This is a genomic window from Salifodinibacter halophilus, assembly GCA_012999515.1.
Taxonomy (GTDB): domain Bacteria; phylum Pseudomonadota; class Gammaproteobacteria; order Nevskiales; family Salinisphaeraceae; genus Salifodinibacter; species Salifodinibacter halophilus.
The window spans coordinates 1,063,463-1,083,090 of the sequence record JABEEB010000001.1; the positions used below are offsets into that span (position 1 = coordinate 1,063,463).

Annotated in this window: 13 protein-coding genes; 8 read left to right on the forward strand and 5 right to left on the reverse strand. The window is 57.7% G+C overall.

What is annotated here, in order from left to right:
* The first annotated feature begins 13 nt into the window (after positions 1-13).
* From HKX41_04810 to HKX41_04830, 5 genes are all read left to right on the forward strand, one after another.
* Positions 14-1,588 carry a purine permease gene (locus HKX41_04810; GenBank protein ID NNC23476.1) on the forward strand — a complete coding sequence of 525 codons (1,575 nt, stop codon included), beginning with the start codon at positions 14-16 and terminating at the stop codon, positions 1,586-1,588.
* Positions 1,554-3,065, forward strand: coding sequence for a purine permease (locus HKX41_04815; GenBank protein ID NNC23477.1), 1,512 nt, complete (start codon positions 1,554-1,556; stop codon positions 3,063-3,065). The genes HKX41_04810 and HKX41_04815 overlap by 35 nt, the downstream gene beginning before the upstream one ends.
* 161 nt (positions 3,066-3,226) lie before the next feature.
* Entirely contained in the window at positions 3,227-4,525 is a 1,299-nt protein-coding gene (locus HKX41_04820; GenBank protein NNC23478.1) for an outer membrane porin, OprD family, read from the forward strand.
* 79 nt (positions 4,526-4,604) lie between these two features.
* A complete protein-coding gene (gene bcp, locus HKX41_04825) occupies positions 4,605-5,075 on the forward strand; it encodes a thioredoxin-dependent thiol peroxidase (protein NNC23479.1) in 471 nt (156 codons plus the stop codon).
* 205 nt (positions 5,076-5,280) lie between these two features.
* Complete coding sequence (locus HKX41_04830; GenBank protein NNC23480.1) at positions 5,281-7,032, forward strand: NAD-dependent malic enzyme; 1,752 nt, start codon at positions 5,281-5,283, stop codon at positions 7,030-7,032.
* A gap of 12 nt (positions 7,033-7,044) precedes the next feature.
* On the opposite strand, the gene HKX41_04835 is transcribed toward HKX41_04830, so the two are convergent.
* The 3 genes from HKX41_04835 to xdhA all read right to left on the reverse strand — a co-directional run bounded on the left by HKX41_04835 (position 7,045) and on the right by xdhA (position 11,965).
* A complete protein-coding gene (locus HKX41_04835) occupies positions 7,045-8,073 on the reverse strand; it encodes a hypothetical protein (protein NNC23481.1) in 1,029 nt (342 codons plus the stop codon).
* A gap of 68 nt (positions 8,074-8,141) precedes the next feature.
* The gene (gene xdhB / locus HKX41_04840) at positions 8,142-10,505 is read right to left on the reverse strand and encodes a xanthine dehydrogenase molybdopterin binding subunit (GenBank protein NNC23482.1); all 2,364 of its coding nucleotides are present in this window, start codon (positions 10,503-10,505) and stop codon (positions 8,142-8,144) included.
* Positions 10,502-11,965, reverse strand: coding sequence for a xanthine dehydrogenase small subunit (gene xdhA, locus HKX41_04845; protein ID NNC23483.1), 1,464 nt, complete (start codon positions 11,963-11,965; stop codon positions 10,502-10,504). The genes xdhB and xdhA overlap by 4 nt, the downstream gene beginning before the upstream one ends.
* Positions 11,966-12,228: 263 nt before the next feature.
* Between xdhA and HKX41_04850 the strand changes: the two genes are divergently transcribed.
* The gene (locus HKX41_04850; GenBank protein ID NNC23484.1) at positions 12,229-12,990 is read left to right on the forward strand and encodes a GntR family transcriptional regulator; all 762 of its coding nucleotides are present in this window, start codon (positions 12,229-12,231) and stop codon (positions 12,988-12,990) included.
* Positions 12,991-13,067: 77 nt separating this feature from the next.
* On the forward strand, positions 13,068-14,060 hold the full coding sequence (locus HKX41_04855; protein ID NNC23485.1) for an adenosine deaminase: 993 nt from the start codon (positions 13,068-13,070) through the stop codon (positions 14,058-14,060).
* Positions 14,061-14,158: 98 nt separating this feature from the next.
* Here the strand turns inward: HKX41_04855 and HKX41_04860 are convergent, their stop codons facing one another.
* The gene (locus tag HKX41_04860) at positions 14,159-15,466 is read right to left on the reverse strand and encodes an NCS2 family permease (GenBank protein ID NNC23486.1); all 1,308 of its coding nucleotides are present in this window, start codon (positions 15,464-15,466) and stop codon (positions 14,159-14,161) included.
* A 221-nt stretch (positions 15,467-15,687) separates the two neighbouring features.
* On the reverse strand, positions 15,688-17,007 hold the full coding sequence (guaD, locus tag HKX41_04865) for a guanine deaminase (GenBank protein ID NNC23487.1): 1,320 nt from the start codon (positions 17,005-17,007) through the stop codon (positions 15,688-15,690).
* 424 nt (positions 17,008-17,431) lie between these two features.
* Between guaD and HKX41_04870 the strand changes: the two genes are divergently transcribed.
* Complete coding sequence (locus HKX41_04870) at positions 17,432-19,603, forward strand: malate synthase G (GenBank protein NNC23488.1); 2,172 nt, start codon at positions 17,432-17,434, stop codon at positions 19,601-19,603.
* Positions 19,604-19,628 lie beyond the last annotated feature (25 nt).

The window sequence follows — 19,628 nt, forward strand, 5'->3', positions numbered from 1 at the left end:
AAGGAGGTGGCCCATGGTCGCGTCCCAGGACCAGCTTACGACAAAGGCCGAGGCCGATAACGACGCCGCGGGAACGCGGCCCGAAGACCGTCGACTATCGCCCGGCCTGGGCATTGCTTATGGCCTCCAGCACGTACTGACCATGTACGCAGGCCTATTAGCCGTGCCATTGATCATGGCACAAGCGGCCGGTCTATCAGACGCTTCTGCCGCTTATCTCATCACAGCCACGTTCTTCATGGCCGGCCTGGCCACGTTATTGCAAACGCTTGGCGCGCCATATCTCGGCGCGCAACTGCCCCTTGTTCAGGGCACCTCGTTCGCAGCCGTGGCGACCATGGTGGCGATCGCCGGCAACGCCGGCGGCCTACAAGCTGTTTTCGGCGCGGTGATGGTCGCCGCGCTCGTCGGCATCGGTATCGCCCCGATTTTCTCCCGTGTCATCCGTTTTTTCCCGCCGGTCGTTACCGGCAGCGTCATAACGATCATCGGCATATCCTTACTGCCGGTCGCCACACACTGGGCGATGGGCGGCGATGAGTCCGCAGCCGATTACGGCAGTCTGCACAACATCGGGCTAGCCGCAGCCACACTGGCGATTGCGCTGTTTTTCAGCAAAGTCGGCAGTGGCGCGATATCGCGGCTTTCATTTTTGTTAGCCATTATCGCCGGCACAGGCATCGCCACGATATTCGGTCTAGCCGATTTTTCATCGGTTACCACAAGCTCGGTTTTCTCGCTGCCCAAGCCACTCCATTTCGGGCTACCAACTTTCAACATCGCAGCCATCATTTCGATGGTTATCGTCATGCTGGTGATTTTGACCGAAACCAGCGCCGACATGATCGCCGTCGGCGAGATCATCGGCACTGACATCAGCAGCAGGCGGGTGGCTAACGGTCTGCGCGCCGATATGACAGCCAGCCTGGTATCGCCGTTTTTCGGTTCATTCCCGATGAGCGCGTTCGCTCAGAACATCGGCCTGGTCGCAGTTACTGGCATCAAGAGCCGTTATGCCGTCGCCATCGGTGGCGGCCTGCTCGTTGTGATGGGTCTTTTCCCGATCATCGGCAACGTCATCACCTCGTTGCCGCTGGCTGTTCTAGGCGGTGCCGGCCTCATCCTGTTCGGCACCGTTGCTGCGAGTGGCATTCGCACGCTGGCTTCGGTCGATTATCGCGACAACATGAACCTGATCATCGTCGCGGTTTCGGTCGGCGTTGGGCTAATACCGATCGCATCGCCCCATTTCTACGACAATTTTCCGGACTGGTTTCAAACGATTTTTCACTCCGGCATCAGCGCCACTGCACTGGTCGCCTTGGTACTCAACCTGTTATTCAACCATCTACGATTCGGGACACCGGAAAGTCCATCTGTATTCGCAGCCGGCACCGACCGTGAGATTCATCAAGACGTCGCCGATGCACTCGAAGAAGGCGACCACTGCGAAAACGGTCGAATTTACGATGCCGACGGCCACGAAATCCCAGTCACCTCTAACGAGGATAACCAGCAAGTAGCCGTCGGTAACAACGACAACGAGGGTGCTTATGTCGATTCGTGGCAACAAACGCAATCAGGCTGATACTCAAAACGCGCGCACCGCATCCCCTCGTCCCGAGGACCACCGTCAGCCCCCGTTTCTAACCCTCGCCTATGGTTTTCAGCATGTTTTGACAATGTATGCCGGCTTGGTCGCGGTACCGCTGATCGTCGGCCAGGCGGCCAATTTGTCAGATGCCAACACGGCTTTCCTGATTACGGCAGCCTTTTTCATGGGTGGCCTGATCACGCTCCTGCAAACGCTGGGGTTACCTTTCATCGGCAGTCAATTGCCATTAATGCAAGGAGTTTCGTTCGATACCGTTGCCATCATGACGGCGATCGTGTCGGCCACCGGCGGCCTCCAGGCCGTTTTCGGCGCCGTGCTCGTGGCTTCGATTTTCGGATTTTTGTTCGCGCCCGTTATTTCCAAAGCACTTCGCTTTTTCCCACCTGTCGTGACCGGCAGCTTGATAACGGTGATCGGACTGTCGCTACTGCCAGTCACGATCAACTGGACGATGGGTGGCGACAGCACGGCCGCCGACTACGGCAGCCTGAGCAACATCGGGCTTGGTGCCATAACGCTGGCTATCGGACTGGTACTTAGCAAATTCAAAAGCGGCGTCATATCCCGGCTCGCGATCCTGTTGGCGATCGTCGCCGGCACCGTTATCGCACTGCCCTTGGGCAAGGCCGATTTTTCGGGCGTTGCTTCCAGTACTGTTTTCGCCTTTCCCACACCTCTCCATTTCGGGATGCCCACCTTTCACCTCTCGGCCATTGTGTCGATGATCATCGGCATCCTCGTTATCTTGACCGAAACCACCGCCGACATTCTGGCGCTCCGCGAAATCGTCGGCACGAAGGTTGACAACAAGCGTTTCACGGCCGGTCTCAGGGCGGATATGGCTTCCGGGATTATCGCGCCGTTTTTTGGCTCATTCCCGCAAAGCGCTTTCGCTCAGAACATCGGGCTAGTTGCGGTCACCGGCGTCAAATCACGCTTCGTGGTCGCCACGGCCGGCGGCATACTCGTGATCCTCGGCCTGTTTCCAATTCTCGGTCGTATTGTTACTGCCATTCCGTCGGCTGTACTGGGCGGCGCGGGCTTTTTACTTTTCGGTTCCGTGGCGGCGAGTGGCATACGCATGCTCGCGGACGTCGATTATCGCCACAACATGAACCTGATCATTGTCGCGGTCACGATCTCCGTGGGCATCATCCCAGCCGCGGCACCGGATTTCTATGCTCAATTTCCAAGCTGGTTTCAGACAATCGCAAGCTCTGGAATCAGCTCAGCCGCCATCGTCGCGGTTTCGCTCAATATTTTGTTCAATCACATTCATCTTGGCACCCCCGAGGAGCCATCCGTGTTTGCCGCCGCCGGAACGGGGCGCCAACTTTCCCCCGGCGTGTCCGCCGCACTGAAACACGGCGACCATGTGATCAACGGACAGGTAATCGATGCGAAAGGCAATGAGGTGCCCGTTGTGCAACACAACTCGCATCCAAGCTGACCAGCTCAACATCATGCTCAGACCGCTCAAAAACACGACTATCTTAGGTTCGTGGAGCCCAGCCGAAGGCTGCATGTGTACTCGCGGCTTGAGCGCGTCTTGGTTACTTGCCCATGCATTAAATGTGCCCGGAAAGGGCGCGATCAGAGGAGGAAGACGGTATGTTCGAGCCGATAAGCCACTCCAAAGCCAGAGCCGTATTTTTTCTGACTGGCTTAACATTAACCACGCTGACAGGGAGTTTTGTTTCTCAATCGGCGGCTGCTCAACAACAACCCAAGCAAGCCGACAATTTAAGACAGATGTTCACCCAAGGCAGCGTCGATGGTTATTTTCGACTTTTGAATTATAATAACCACAATGCCTTTTTTGACAACGATGACCGTGAGGCCGCTACGATTGGCGGCAAAATCGGTTATACCACGGCATCGCTACACGGTTTTTCATTACGGCTGAGTGCCTACGCCCAGCGGAATTTCACAAGCACCAATCCGGCAAACCGTGATCTGCAGGACGATATCTCGACGCTCGGCGAAGCCTATATCCAATGGCAAGGGGATGATTTACGCATTCGTGCCGGCAATCAGGCACTGAAAAACGCACCATTTACATCGACTTACGACTTCCGGATCATTCCGCAACTCTACCAAGGCGTCAAACTCCGCTACGGCGATGCCGAACGCTATCTGACCGTGATGCGAATGTTTCGCTATAAATCACGTATCAACGACGAGTTCGCCCGCAAGACCAACTACAACCAATCTTTTAAACCATTTCCCGCGAACACGTCACACCATACCGATGGCTTCTGGGCCATTGGTGCCGGTAACAAAGGGGAGTTGGGTCCGACCACGCTCGAGGGTCGTGCATGGTTTTTCAATTATATGGACTACGCCAACATGTACTATGGCGACGCAACGATTACCCAATCCACCGGTTCAATCAAGCCGTTCGCGTCGATCCAAGCCATGCGCGAAACCGATACCGGCGATGCTTATCTCGGCGAGATCGACAACCAAACATATGGCGCACGCGTCGGTCTAAAGCACAACTCGCTGACTGCATCCCTGAGCTACGATTACATGCCCCACGAAACGGGCGCGTTTCTAAACGGAGCGCCAGTAACCCCATACGCGACCCAGGAGGCTTCGGGCCCGCTTTTTGCCCAACCGTACTTAACCAGCACCCAGGATCTAGGTGCGGGTAATGCCTATGCCGTTAATGTTAAAGGCGCTCCGACAGCGAACACCTTTGTCGGCGCCCGCTATTCCTATATGGATCTAAAACCCGCGGCCGGTGCTGATTCAATCGGCCAATCGGAGTATCTCGTTTTCGGCTTTTATCATTTTCAAGGAGCTTTGGAAGGATTCAGTGTCGGCAACTTCTTTGCTTATCAGACTCAAAAGCATGAAGGCCGCGATTACTGGGAAAACCGTTTCTCGCTCCAATATGAATTCTAACCGTCAATTAGCCACCGGGCCCGACAGTGCTAACGCGCTGCCGGGCCGGTTAGTATTTTTCAATTAGAGGCCCTTGGTTATGACTAGTGAACTGAGCATCGACGCGCCAGCCCCCGACTTCGAACTCATCGATGACAAAGGCAGCCATGTGCGTCTGAGCGACTACCGCGGCACGCCTGTCATCGTTTACTTCTATCCCAAAGCCGAAACCCCCGGTTGCACGACCGAGGCCTGTGACTTTCGCGACAGTCTCACGGCATTGCATACGGCCGGCTTTAGCGTGCTCGGCATTTCACCTGACGATCCCGAGACGCTGGCCGCGTTTCGGGAGAACCACACGCTTGGCTTTAAACTGGTCTCGGACCCCGGCAGTGACGTCGCCAAATCCTGGGGCGCTTGGGGCGAGAAAACCGTAAATGATCAGACATTCGACGGCGTCCTACGCAGCACACTGGTGCTAGACTCGGCCGGCATCGTCGAACAGGCACATTATAATGTGGCCGCCGAGGGACATGTTGCCGCACTTCGCGACCAGCTCGGTATTCCATGATCCATAGCTGCTCACGCACCGATATGCCGCTAACCAATCGCTGCGACCGCATCGCGACCATCGGCTGTGCGCTCAGGATGCGACGCGTCACGCATGCCTTGCTGTGCATGCAAGCACTGATGCGTTGCTGCCGACGCACCCAGTTTCGATTTTTGCACTTTTCAACGCCCGAGTAGGACCAGTGGACCCATCAAAAAACGATCGTATGCCCGACTCAACGCTGACGACCTCTAGCGACAAGCAATCGACATCGGTGCAACCCGTAGCCGATGAGCGGGGCAAACGACCAGTCTATATCCCTTACGCTGGCCCGACACTGCTCGAAATGCCGCTTTTGAATAAAGGCACCGCATTCACCGCTGAAGAACGCGAGAGTTTCAATCTCGTCGGGCTTTTGCCGCAGAACATCGAAACCATCCAGGAGCAGGTTGAGCGCGCCTACAAACAATACCAAGCATGCAGTTCCAATTTGGACAAGCATGTTTACTTGCGCGGCATCCAGGACGACAACGAAACCGTTTTTTATCGCCTGCTGGAGGAACATCTCGAGGAGATGTTACCGATTATCTACACCCCGACGGTCGGTGACGCCTGCGAAAAATTCTCCCAGATCTATCGCAACCACCGCGGGCTGTTCATCTCTTACCCGAATCGCTACCGGATAGACGATATCTTGCACTCGGCGACCAAGAACAACGTTCGCGTCATCGTGGTTACCGACGGTCAACGGATCCTTGGCCTCGGCGACCAAGGCATCGGCGGCATGGGCATTCCCATTGGCAAACTTTCACTTTATACCGCCTGTGGCGGTGTGTCGCCAGCTTACACACTCCCCGTCATACTCGATGCCGGCACCGACAACCAGGAGCTGCTAGCCGACCCGATGTACATGGGGTGGCGCCATACACGGGTCTCGAAAGAAGCCTACGAGGAGTTTGTCGACCTATTCGTACAAGCCGTCAAACGGCGCTGGCCGCGAACGCTTCTGCAGTTCGAGGATTTCGCCCAACCCAACGCCAATCATCTCCTGGATCGTTACCGCGAACAGATCTGCTGCTTCAACGACGATATCCAAGGCACGGCGGCCGTCTGCGTTGGCTCGCTGCTAGCGGCCTGCAACGCCAAACAGGAAAAGGTATCCGAACAAACGATCGTGTTCGTGGGCGCCGGCTCGGCCGGTTGCGGTATTGCCGAGCAGATCATCGTCGCCATGGTCGACGAAGGCCTTGACGAGGCCGAAGCGCGAAAACGCATTTTCATGGTCGACAAACCGGGGCTTTTAACCGACGATCTGGAAGACCTCTACGAATTTCAGGCACGGCTCGCTCAACCCACGACACAGTTGGATCACTGGTCAAACGAGCACCCGGATGAACCACTTTTGAATGTCGTCGAAAACGCGCGGCCAACCGTTTTAATCGGCGTCTCCGGTCAACGTGGTCTATTTTCCGAAACGTTGATCAAAACCATGTACAGCCACTGCGCTCATCCATTCATCATGCCGTTGTCGAACCCGACCTCGCGCGTGGAAGCAACACCGGATGAGATACTGACCTGGACCCAAGGCCAGGCGCTCGTGGCAACGGGCAGTCCGTTCGCAGACGTCGCATATGACGGACGCAACATCCCGATCGCCCAGTGCAACAACGCCTATATTTTCCCCGGTGTCGGTTTGGGCGTGATTGCCGCCAACGCCTGGCGCGTCACCGACAAGATGCTCATGGCCGCCTCGCGGGCACTCGCCGATAGTTCGCCGCTCACGACATCCGAGACGGGCTCGTTACTACCGCCATTATCCGACGTCTGCGATCTCAGCAAGAATATCGCTTTCGCGGTTGCCAAACAGGCCCAACGTGACGAAGTCGCGCTGACCTCGTCGGACGAAACAATCAGCAACGCGGTGGAGAAAAACTTCTGGTATCCACGTTATCGCTACTACCGCCGCGCCGCGTTCTGATCGCCGCAACCATCAAGTGTCGATAAACATTTGACCCACATTTGCCGGTGGCGCCCCTGCGTCACCGGTATGGCCGGCATTCGCCAACACTTGCCCCATGATGCTGAGCGCGATTTCTTCCGGCGTATCGCTTTTCATCGTCAGACCGATCGGCGCGTGGATTGCATCCAATGAAGCGCGCGATAAACCACGTTCAGCCAAAGCCTTCCAGATTACCCGGATCTTGCTGCGGCTGCCCATGACGCCCAGCCAACACCACTGCCGATCGGCAAGTGCAGCCAGTGCGTCGATATCTAAAGTCACGGCCGTGGTCATGACCACCACGGTGGTCAATTTTGGATAAGCCGGCGTTGCATCGAGTTCGGCGAAACTAGAAAGCGCGTGGCACCGAACCCCCTCGGGCCAGTCGCCAGTGGCGATAACCTCGCTGCGTGTGTCATAAACATCGACGCTATATCCAACCCAGGCGGCTAATCGCGCCAGTGCCTGCCCGCAGTGACCGGCACCCACGATCGCCAGTCGCCGCCGGTTCGTGCTTTCCTCAATGTAGTGCCAACCGGATTCGTCCTGTGTCAGCCCAAACCGAGCACGCTGCGGATCGGGCTCGGCGTACTCGCTATACAAACCGGTCGCATCGATGCGCAAACGACATGCGCTAGCACCGCTCGCATTAAGCGCTGCAATGAATTGCGCCAATGCGTCGTGATGGCGCGATGGCTCAAGAACAGCGAAAAGATTGGTCTGTTCACCGGCGCATACGAGTCCAGAGGCATCATCACCCGCGTTTCGGCGATGCACGAAACGCTGCAGCCAGGGGGCGCGCGGACGCTCGCGCAAAGCCTCGCGCCCAGTCGCGAGCACGTTCGCCTCCATTACGCCACCGCCGATCGTGCCCTCAACGTGTGCGCACGAATCGAGCAACAAACGAGCCCCCAACGTGCCGGGCGAGCCACGTGTGTTGGCGACAACCAATGCAATAAAAACCATGTCGCCACCAGCCAGACGCTGGTCGATAGCGCGCCAGAACGCGTCCACATTCATGGGCAATCAGCACGGCGCATTGGATCCGACAATATATTCGGCCAGACCCCGAATAAACGCGGCACGGCTTAATCAATCTCCTCGGTGACCGGCTCGACTGATGCGATGCGGTTGTCGCTTGTCTGCATAGCTTGCACGGCTTTCAGCACGGCCTCGGGCGTGGCTGGCGCGTGCAAGGGCGCGGCCCGGTGGCCATCGCCCACAGCGGCGACAGCGTCCTTAATCGCATGCAGCACCGACATGGCAAGCATCAACGGCGGCTCGCCGACGGCTTTGGAGCGATAAACAGCTTCTTCCACGTTCTCGCCACGCTGGTAGATTTCAGCGTAAAAATGCGGCGGCACGTCGCTTGCCACCGGAATCTTGTAGGTCGATGGCGCATGGGTGGTAATGCGTCCGGCGTCGTCCCAACAGAGCTCTTCAGTGGTCAGCCACCCGGCGCCCTGGACGAATCCGCCTTCAATCTGCCCCATGTCCACGGCCGGATTCAGCGATCGGCCGACGTCGTGGAGAATATCAACACGCGTCATGCGATGTTCGCCGGTCAGGGTATCAACCAGAACTTCGGTCGCCGCAACACCATAGGCGAAATAGAAAAACGGCCGCCCCTGCCCTAACTTATCGACCTCCAGTTTCGGCGTCGCGTAAAAACCCGCGGCCGATAATTGGATCCGATCCAGATATGCATTATTGACGACTTCAGCAAAGTCCGCCAAACGTCGCTGACCTGCATAAACGGCATTATCAGCAAAGCTTATCTTTTCATCCGATCCGACTTCATAATGATCGCGCACGACGGGTAACAGGCGTTCGACGATTTTATTGGCCGCGTTGTAGGCGGCTGCACCGTTTAGATCAGTGCCCGACGATGCCGCCGTCGCCGAGGTATTGGGCACTTTGCCGGTATTGGTCGCGGTAATGCGCACACGCTCGAGGTTGATACCAAAAACCTCGGCGACGATCTGGGCCACCTTGATATGCAGCCCCTGCCCCATTTCGGTACCACCATGATTGAGTTGCACGCTGCCGTCGAGGTACACGAGCACGAGTGCGCCGGCCTGATTCAAGAACTTGGTGGTAAACGAGATACCGAACTTGACCGGTGTCAACGCCAAGCCTTTCTTTACATAGGGGCTGGCGGCGTTGTACTCGCGAATCGCCGCGCGCCGGGCGTTGTAATCGATCCGGTTCTCCAGTGCCGGTATGAGTTCGTGGAGTATGTTGTCTTCCACGGTCATGCCATAAGGCGTAACGTTGCGCTCGGTTGTCCCGTAGAGATTGACCTTGCGCACGTCGAGTGGATCGCGGCCCAGATAACGGGCGATCTCCTCGATGATGTGCTCCATGCCGACCATCCCCTGCGGACCGCCGAAACCACGAAACGCCGTGTTCGAGACTTTGTGGGTACGACACCGACGCGACGTGATGGTCACGTTTTCGAGATAGTAGGCGTTGTCTGCGTGATACATCGCCCGGTCGGCGATGGAATGAGACAGATCCGGCGCATAACCGCAATCGGCGGCCTGCATGACATCAATGCCGTCGATCCGGCCGGCATCGTCAAAACCAACATCGTAGTCGATAATAAAACCGTGACGCTTGCCGGTGATGGTCATGTCATCGTCACGGTCGAGACGATGCTTGACGGCCTGGCCCGTGCATTGCGCCAGCAGGGATGCAATCACGGCAAACTGCGCCCCTTGGGTTTCCTTGCCGCCGAAGCCACCGCCCATGCGACGATTTTCGACCGTGACCGCATGGTCGGCGAGGCCGAGCACTTTCGCGACGGCGTGCTGGACTTCCGATGGGTGTTGGGTCGAGCTGTGCACGAGCATGTCACCGTCTTCCTGCGGCACGGCCATCGCCACCTGACCCTCCAGATAGAAATGCTCCTGGCCGCCCATCTCCGTACGCCCCTTGAGCCGATGCGATGCGCCGGCGATCGCGCCCGCCGGATCCCCCCGGTGCCAAGTCTTAGCTGGCACCACTTCCGTTTCTGCGGCAAGTGCGTCGTCAATCGACAGAATCGCCGGCAGATCGTCATATGCGATATCGGCTTGCATTGCTGCACGCCGCGCGGCGTCAATCGATTCCGCGGCCACGGCAAAAAGCGGCTGTCCGTAGAACAGGACTTCATCGTCGGCAAAAACCTGGTCACCGGGAAACACCGGTCCGATATCGTTGGTTGTCGCAGCTAGATCCGAGGCTGAGACAACAGCGGCGACCCCGGATGCACGCCGCACACTATCCAGCTCAAGGCGCGTGACACGGGCATGGGCGCGATCGGCGATTCGCACATACACCGACAACATCCCCCGCGGCTCGGCGAGGTCATCGCCGTAACGGGCTTCGCCGGCGACGTGTTTGTGCGCACTGTCGTGGGGCCTGGGCGTGCGTGCGCTAGGGTTGGATTTGGGTGTAGGCTCGTTCATACGTTAGCTGCCTCCTCGAGAATGCGCGTGCGCGCTTCCGGCTGCGTCGTCTCGACGAAAAATTTCCGCAACAGTTGTTGCGTGGCTAGCTGGCGATAATCCTCGCCGGCCCGCATGTCGGTCAGCGGCGATAACTCAGTGGCCAGACTCGACTCGCCCGCGGCGACAGTCGTTTCATTCCATGGCTGGCCGACAATTGCCGCCTCGGTCTGTGTCGCACGCTTTGGTATGGCCGCCACGCCGCCGAACCCGGTCCGCAATTCAGCCACCACACCATCGCGCTGACGCAACTTGAACGCCGCGCATACGGCCGATATGTCCTGATCAAAGCGCTTGGATAGCTTGTAACAACGAAACTGTTCGTCGGACGACAACCGCGGGATACGGATCTGTTCGACAAACTCACCGTTACGCCGGTCTTGCTGGCCATAATCGATGTAGTAGTCCTCCAAGGCCAGTTCCCTAGCCCCATCCGGACCACGCAGGACGACATGCGCGCCGAGGGCGATCATCACTGGCATCGAGTCGCCAATCGGCGAGCCGTTTGCGATATTGCCACCGACTGTCGACGAATTACGGATAAGCGTCGATCCAAAGCGGCGCAGCAATTCCCCGAAATCCGGGAAATAACGCCCGATAACAGCTATGGCGTCACTATGCGTGACAGCGGCGCCAATCACGACCTCCTGCGCTCGTTCGTCGATGCCCTGCAACGCCGCAACGTCACCGACGTAGATCACGACATCCAGGACCCGATGCTGTTTGGTCACCCACAGCCCCACATCGGTGCCCCCGGCCAGCAACGTCGCGTCGGGATAGTCGGCCAGCACACGCGCCAGTCCGACTTCATCCACCGGTGCAAAATAACGTCGACCATCGTGGCTGAGCTCGAGCGTATCGGCGCGATGCATGGCCTGTAGACGACTGGCCGTCGCCGGAGCATGGGCCAGAGTCGGATCCTGCCATGCGTAGTCGTACATCGCCTCGGCCGCATCGACAATCGGCCGATAGCCAGTGCAGCGACACAGATTACCGGCAATCACATCGTTGATGCGCTGCCGGGAAGGTGTGTTTTCTTCGAGATACATGGCGAATAGCGACATCACGAAACCTGGCGTGCAGAAACCACACTGCGAACCGTGACAATCCACCATCGCCTGCTGGGCCGGATGCAGAGCGCCATTTTCGGCTTTGAGGTGCTCGACCGTCAGTAATTGACAGCCATCGAGGATGGGCATGAACAAAATACAAGCGTTAACGGCGCGATAGCGCATCCGGCCTGCGGCATCCACGCGGCCAATCACAACCGTGCACGCCCCGCAGTCGCCTTCGGCACACCCTTCCTTGGTCCCGCAAAGGCGCGCCTCGGTGCGCAGCCATTGCAACACCGTCTGGGTCGGATCAACGGCATGAAGCTCCCGCGGCGTATCGCCAAGAAGAAACCGTACAGCCTGCGTCATGTCATGAACTCCTCATGGTCGACCGAAACCGCAGCTCACTAGTCCTGACCGATAGCTAACGCCAGACCTCGACACATTGGTTTACGCCCGGCCAGCGCGGCACCCAGGTCGACCGTATTAACTGCGCCCGCTCCAAGTTGGTGACAATATTGCCAACAAATTGACAACAAATTAATAGTCAAATAGTTGTAGATCTGGTACGCGACTGTCGCAAAACAGGTGGTAATATATAGTTATCAATCTTTCACGCCACTGTTCACGGCATGGCCAACACGCCGCAGGCGACCAACACAGCCCACCAGTCGCGTAAAACGAGCCAAACCATCGATGCCGAGAATCGAATATACGATTCGATTCGCCACGCGGTTCTCGTCCAGAAACTGCACCCGGGCACACGGCTTCCGGAACTAACACTGAGTGAGATTTACGGCATCAACCGTTCGATCGTACGGCGGGCACTGGTCCGTCTGGACAACGATCGGATTATCGTCATGCGACGCAATCAAAGTGCGATGGTTGCCAATCCCACGCCGGAAGAGATCGCACAATTATTCGCCGCACGTCGTCATATCGAAGCGCAGGTCATGCGCGAGACGGCCGGCCAGCTGCGAGAGCATCAGCGCCAGCACCTCGAAACCATCTTGGACAACGAGCATACGGCTCACGAGGCGCAGCATCACGACGATCGCATCCATTTGTCTCTTGATTTCCATCAACACTTGGCCGACGCATGCCCGAATCAAGTGCTGGGACGAATACTGCGCGATCTGATACTACAAACATCGATTGCCGTGGCGCTCTACAAGGTGCCTGGCTTAGCGGCCTGCTATCGGGCCGCGGATCATCGCGGTATTGCCGATGCAGTATTCAACGGCGATGATGAAACCGCGGCACGGCTGGCCTGTGAACACCTCGACTATCTCGAAAACCGCCTGAACTATACGCAGCAAACGCGTAACGCCGACTTACAAACCGTTCTCGGCGCAGCGCCACATGACGCCGCTGCGCACGACACAGCCACATAACGTCAACAATCGATCGCCTAAACACCGTGCCATTCAGCGGCGCGTGTGACGGCGAACGCTTTTTCGGAGGCAAAGCAATGACCAACTGGTTGAAGAGCCTGCCCAAGGCAGAACTTCACCTACATATCGAAGGCACACTCGAACCCGAGAAAATGTTCGAGCTGGCCGCCCGCAATGAGGTCGATCTACCGTACGAGTCGGTCGCCGACCTCCGCGCCGCTTACGATTTCGACGATCTGTCGTCCTTTCTCAGCCTTTACTTTCAAGGCATGGAAGTGCTTCAAACCGAAGCAGATTTTTACGAGCTAACCATGGACTATCTCGGCCGGGCCAGCGCCGAAGGCGTGGTCCACGTCGAACTATCGTTCGACCCACAGGCCCACCTCGTACGCGGCATCGAACTCGGCACGCCGCTCGCGGGGCTGACTCGGGCCATGACAGATGCCGAACATCAACACGGTATCTCGAGCGCGCTGATCATGAGTTTTCTACGCGACCGCGACGCCGACGAGGCACTGAACGTGCTGGAACAGTCGCGCCCCTGGCATGACTGGATCGCGGCGGTGGGTCTCGATAGCGCCGAAAGTGGCAACCCACCGACCAAGTTCGCCCAGGTATTCGAGCGCGCGCGTCAGTTGGGACTGCCACGCGTCGCACACGCTGGTGAGGAAGGTCCGGCCGACTATGTGCGCGGCGCGCTGGACACACTCGACGTCTGCCGCGTCGATCACGGTGTCCGAGCTGTCGACGATCCTGATCTGCTTGATCGACTCAAGTGCAGCCAAACGCCACTGACTGTCTGCCCACTATCCAACGTGTATCTCAACGTTGTCGACCAATTAGTCGACCATCCCCTCCCCCAGCTTATCGAGCACGGCCTGAACGTAACGATTAATTCCGATGACCCGGCTTATTTCGGCGGCGGCATGCTGAACAACCTTGCTGCTTGCGCCGAAGCCTTCGACTGGCAACGCGAGACCTGCCGAGACGTTGCACGCAACGCGGTTCGAGCTGCCTTCATGGGCCCGCAACGCCGACAACAACTGCTCAGCGATATCGACAACTGCTAACCACGAAAAGGCGCCGACTTGAATCGGCGCCTTTTTCTTCAGCCGAGCTGGGCACCCGCCGGCATGGCCGGCGAGCACGTTACACATCACCGCGCGGCTTACGTGAGAAACGCAAAATACAGTAGGAAGATAACGAACAGCGCGCCCATGATTGGGTGCACTTCCTTGACTCGCCCCTGCATCAGCATTGTGAACGGATAAAACACCAATCCAAGGGCGATACCGTTGGCGATACTGTAAGTCAATGGCATCGTAATGACCGTCAGGAACGCCGGCACCGCGATTTCAAACCGGTTCCAGTTGATTTCAGTCAACGACGACGCCATCAGCATGCCGACGATAATCAGTGCCGGAGCGGTGACGTTGGAAGTCACCACCGCCAAAAGCGGCGAGAAGAACATCGCCAACACGAACAGTGCGGCGACCACGATCGGCACAAAGCCAGTTCGTCCCCCCGAGGCCACACCCGTTGTCGACTCGATAAACGATGTTGTCGGCGACGTGCCGACCACCGAACCCGCCACAATCGATGACGAATCGGCCAACAGCGCGGGCCCGCCGCGGACAAGTTGGTTATTTTTCATCAATCCGGCTTTGCTCGCGATCGCCATCAGCGTGCCGCTGGTGTCGAAAAACTCGACGAACAGAAAAATGAATGCGGCGATAAACAGATTGAAGGTAAAGACTTCGTCGGGCGCCGTCATAATCCGGCTCAGCGCGACGCCAAACAGAGGTTCGACACTGGGGATCGAACTGACAATCGCATCCGGCATCGGGATCACCGTCGTCGCAATACCGAGTACCGACGTCAAAACCATGCCAAAGAAAATCGCGCCGGGGATGTTACGCAGCATCAAGGCGACCGTCACAACGAGCCCGAACACAGTCAGCCCTGTGCTGGGTGTTGTCAGGTTGCCGAGTGTCACGAGTGTCGCGTCACTATGGACGATAAACCCGGCATTCTTGAATCCGATAAAAGCGATGAATAAACCGACACCGGCCGCGGACGCCTTCTTTAAGTCGGGCGGAATGGCATCGAGGATCATCTGCCGCAGTTTGATAACGGTTAGCAGCACGAACGCGACACCCGCGATCAGGACACTGACAAGCGCGGTTTGCCAGGGAATCCCCATGCCCTGAACAACCGAAAACGAGAAAAACGCGTTCAACCCCATGCTGGGCGCGATTGCGACCGGATAACGCGCCACGAAAGCCATCAGAAGACAACCAATGACTGACGCCAGCGCGGTCGCAGTGAACAACGCCTCCTTGGGCATCCCGGCGGCACTGAGGATGTTGGGATTGACGAAAATGATGTACGACATGGCGAGAAACGTCGTCACGCCGCCGATAATTTCATTGCGATAGTTGGTCCCCATCGCCTCGAAATCGAAAAAACGGGTTATGAAATCGTTCCTGGCATTGGCCCGCCGGCTGCTGGTCTCGGACGAGGTTGGCGACATGGCGGCACTCCTGTGTCGAGTTCTGAGCTTGAAACTATTGAGTTATTTCAGACGGTGTATGCGCGTCGTCGCTGGGTATTCGACGCGGCCTGGCCTAAAGACCAACGCGGAGCATTCGTCCGGCGTACGGGGCCATCGACGGCCATGGCGGCTTAGCGCCCCACTCATGATTCGTCTTTTTGCAATGCCGGCTGACCGCGCAGCCACGTGGCACGCACATGTCGGTCATCGCCCAGCATGAAAAGTGCGAAAAGCTTTTCCTGCATCGTGTCGGCATACGCCGTACGCCGAGCAAGTAATGGCGTTGCTTGTGGATCGAGAACCACAAAATCTGCTTCACGCCCACGGCGAAAACTACCGACCCGGTCATCAATATCCAGTGCCTCAGCGCCGGCCAGGGTCGCCAGATAGAGCAGACGTAGCGGCGCCACCGAGGAACCATTGAGCTGACCGACCTTGTAAGCCTCGGACACCGTACGCAGCATGCTGAAACTGGTGCCAGCACCGACGTCGGTAGCCAGTGCCATGGCGACTCGCTGCTGATGCGTACGGTCATGATCGAACAAACCGCTGCCGAGAAACATATTGGACGTGGGACAAAACACGGCCACGGCACCACTCTCGGTCATGCGACGCCGATCCAGGTCATCTAGATGAATACTGTGAGCGTAAACACTACGTTCGCGCAGCAGACCGAAACGATCATAAACATCCAGATAACTCCGGCTCCACGGGAAAAGAGATTTAACCCATTCGACCTCATCAAGATTTTCGGCAACATGAGTATGGATATACGTATCCGGATACTGGTGTGCGAGCTCACCTGCCCGCTGTAGCTGCTCATCGCTCGATGACGGCGCAAAGCGTGGTGTGATGGCATAGCTCAGCCGATCGGTGCCATGCCAGCGCTCGATAAGATCACGCGTATCACGGAAGCCGCTGTCGGGCGTATCCAGCAGATAGTCGGGTGCATTGCGATCCATAAGCACCTTGCCAGCCACCATGCGCATATCACGGGCATACGCTTGCTGGAACACGGACTCCGCCGATTGCCGATGCACGGTCCCCATCACGAGCGCCGACGTTGTGCCATTGCGAAGTAACTCGTTAATGAAAAAACGCGCGGTTTCATCGGCGACTTCCTTATCGCCGAAACGCCCCTCGGTCGGAAAAACATAACGATTGAGCCAACTCAGGAGCTGTTCGCCGTAGCTGGCGATCATGTCGGTCTGCGCATAGTGGATATGCGTATCGATAAAGCCGGGCAGGATGAACCGGCCGCGTTGATCCTCGATCTCGATCGAGTCTTCCAGCTGGGGGAGCAGATCCGCCGCCGGGCCAACACAGGCGACCAACCCCTGCTCAATGACAAGCAAGCCATCTTCGACGATTTCAACGGCGTCGGCGTTATCGCCTTCGCCAGGATCGTGAAGACAATGGACGACAATGCCGCGAATCGCACGGCGGTTGTGGGCTTGCACCATAGTTAGACCGACCCGCGTGTTGGGGTCGCTTGCGCGACCAATTTGTTTACACATCTAAACCTAAACTGATAACAATATAAATACATATTGTTATCAATATCCATCATACTTTTTGCTCATAAACGCCGTTTCATGGACCAAGACCCAACCACGCGATGCGGATCAGAACTATGGACACACCGGGAAGCTGACACGGCCGGTTCCACAGCATTCCGTAATGTCCTTGATTCGAGGGGCAACGAACGGCTGTCTGCCAACCCATCCACCTACCAGGCACCACGGCAAAAACGACACGTGTCAGCAATTGGGATGATTACCCATAAACCGCTGCTCAATAATAACCATCGCAGGCGATGGCACTGGCCTCACCGCGACTTCGATCGGTATCCTGTCCGAAATGAAAAATTTTTCCGAGGAGCACGAGATGCCTGAGTACGTGGCGCAGCACGGGCTGCAGATCGGTCGGCCGCTATACGAGTTGCTGGAACATGCCCTGCCCGGCACGGGTGTCGACTCGGACGTATTCTGGCGCACCCTCGCTGACTTGGTCGCCCAATTCACGGATCGCAATGCCGCGCTGATCGATCGCCGCCACGACATCCAACAATCGCTAGACGACTGGCATCGCGAACACCGCGGGGGAAAACCAAACCGCGCGGCATACGAAACATTGCTTAAAGAGCTCGGCTATATCACCGAAGGTGCGCCGGAGTTCGAAATCTCGACGACAAACGTCGACCCCGAAATAAGCCAATTGCCGGGCCCACAACTGGTCGTGCCGGTAACCAACGCCCGTTTCGCGCTAAACGCCGCCAACGCACGCTGGGGTAGCTTATTCGACGCGTTGTACGGCGCCGACTTAATCGCGGAGACGGATGGCGCCGAGAAAAGCGTTTCCTACAACCCGAAACGGGGCGAGAAAGTATTCGCCTGGGCCGCGGGCTTTCTCGACGAGGCATTTCCGCTCAACGGCGTTTCACACCACGACGCACAGGCCTACCAGATCGCGGACGGCGCGTTGGTCGTAACGACACACAATGGCCAGGCGGGACTTGCCGATCCAGCACAGCTCGCCGGGTATCAGGGGGCACCAGGCGCGCCCGATGTCGTCTTACTGGTCAATCACGGCCTACATGTTGAAATCCAGATCGACGGCAGCCACCCCGTTGGCCAGTCGCATCCAGCCAACGTCAAGGATGTGGTCACAGAAGCCGCCATCAGCACCATCGAGGACTTCGAAGATTCGGTCGCTGCGGTCGACGCTGAGGACAAAGCACTTGTCTACAGCAACTGGCTGGGCCTGATGAAAGGCGATCTGACCGAAACCGTCAGCAAAGGCGACGACTCGTTTACCCGCCGCCTGGCCGCTGACCGCACATATATAACGCCCGACAGCTCGACGCTAAAACTGCCCGGACGGAGCTTGATGCTAGCCAGAAACGTGGGGCATCTCATGACCACGCCGGCGGTTCTGGATAGCGATGGCAACGAAATATATGAGGGCATACTCGACGCATTGTGCACGGCCGCGATCGGCATACACGATCTGGCCGGTAACGGCCCGCATACCAACAGCCGCGCCGGCAGTCTCTACATCGTCAAACCCAAAATGCACGGCCCGGAAGAAGTCGAGTTCACATGCGATTTGTTTACGCGCGTGGAACAACATCTCGGGCTCGAGACCAACACGCTCAAGGTCGGCGTCATGGACGAAGAACGTCGCACCTCGATCAACCTAGGGGCCTGCATCCACGCCGCACGCGAGCGCTTGATTTTCATCAATACGGGCTTCCTGGATCGAACCGGCGACGAAATACACACTTCGATGCAAGCCGGACCGATGGTGCCCAAGGGCGAGATGAAATCCACGCCGTGGCTCACGGCCTACGAAAATAACAACGTCGATACCGGGCTAGCCGTGGGCCTGCGAGGCCGTGCCCAAATCGGCAAAGGCATGTGGCCAGCCCCGGACAACCTGGCCGCCATGATGGCGTCGAAGATCGGCCACCCGGAAGCGGGGGCCAACACCGCGTGGGTGCCGTCACCGACGGCGGCCACACTGCACGCCATCCACTACCATCGTTGCGATGTGTCCGCCCGTCAAAATGAACTCACCGAGCGGCGCGGCCATTATCACGACGACCTGCTGACCATACCGCTGCTGGACCGCGAGCTGACCGACGACGAGATTCAAAAAGAGCTCGACAATAACTGCCAAGGCATCCTCGGCTATGTGGTTCGCTGGATCGACCAGGGCGTCGGCTGTTCCAAGGTGCCCGACATCACCGATACACCGCTAATGGAAGACCGAGCGACCTGTCGTATCTCGTCACAACATGTTGCCAACTGGCTCCATCACGGCATTGCCGACCGGCAACAGATCGAGGACACACTCCAGCGGATGGCCGCCGTAGTCGACCGCCAGAACGCTGATGATCCGGCTTACCGACCGATGGCCGATGATTTCGAGGCCTCGATCGCTTTCCAGGCCGCACGCGATTTGATCTTCAAGGGACTGAATTCGCCCAGCGGCTATACCGAGCCGGCGCTACATATGCGACGGCTGCAGCGGAAAGCCGCCGACCGCGCGAGTTGACCCCTGCTTTCGGTCGCCAGGCACC

Bases quoted from the DNA above. Each gene is read 5' to 3' on its own strand.
- HKX41_04810 (NNC23476.1), top strand. From the start codon at position 14: ATGGTCGCGTCCCAGGACCAGCTTACGACAAAGGCCGAGGCCGATAAC.
- HKX41_04815 (NNC23477.1), top strand. From the start codon at position 1,554: ATGTCGATTCGTGGCAACAAACGCAATCAGGCTGATACTCAAAACGCG.
- HKX41_04820 (NNC23478.1), top strand. From the start codon at position 3,227: ATGTTCGAGCCGATAAGCCACTCCAAAGCCAGAGCCGTATTTTTTCTG.
- bcp (NNC23479.1), top strand. From the start codon at position 4,605: ATGACTAGTGAACTGAGCATCGACGCGCCAGCCCCCGACTTCGAACTC.
- HKX41_04830 (NNC23480.1), top strand. From the start codon at position 5,281: ATGCCCGACTCAACGCTGACGACCTCTAGCGACAAGCAATCGACATCG.
- HKX41_04835 (NNC23481.1), bottom strand. From the start codon at position 8,073: ATGAATGTGGACGCGTTCTGGCGCGCTATCGACCAGCGTCTGGCTGGT.
- xdhB (NNC23482.1), bottom strand. From the start codon at position 10,505: ATGAACGAGCCTACACCCAAATCCAACCCTAGCGCACGCACGCCCAGG.
- xdhA (NNC23483.1), bottom strand. From the start codon at position 11,965: ATGACGCAGGCTGTACGGTTTCTTCTTGGCGATACGCCGCGGGAGCTT.
- HKX41_04850 (NNC23484.1), top strand. From the start codon at position 12,229: ATGGCCAACACGCCGCAGGCGACCAACACAGCCCACCAGTCGCGTAAA.
- HKX41_04855 (NNC23485.1), top strand. From the start codon at position 13,068: ATGACCAACTGGTTGAAGAGCCTGCCCAAGGCAGAACTTCACCTACAT.
- guaD (NNC23487.1), bottom strand. From the start codon at position 17,007: ATGGTGCAAGCCCACAACCGCCGTGCGATTCGCGGCATTGTCGTCCAT.
- HKX41_04870 (NNC23488.1), top strand. From the start codon at position 17,432: ATGCCTGAGTACGTGGCGCAGCACGGGCTGCAGATCGGTCGGCCGCTA.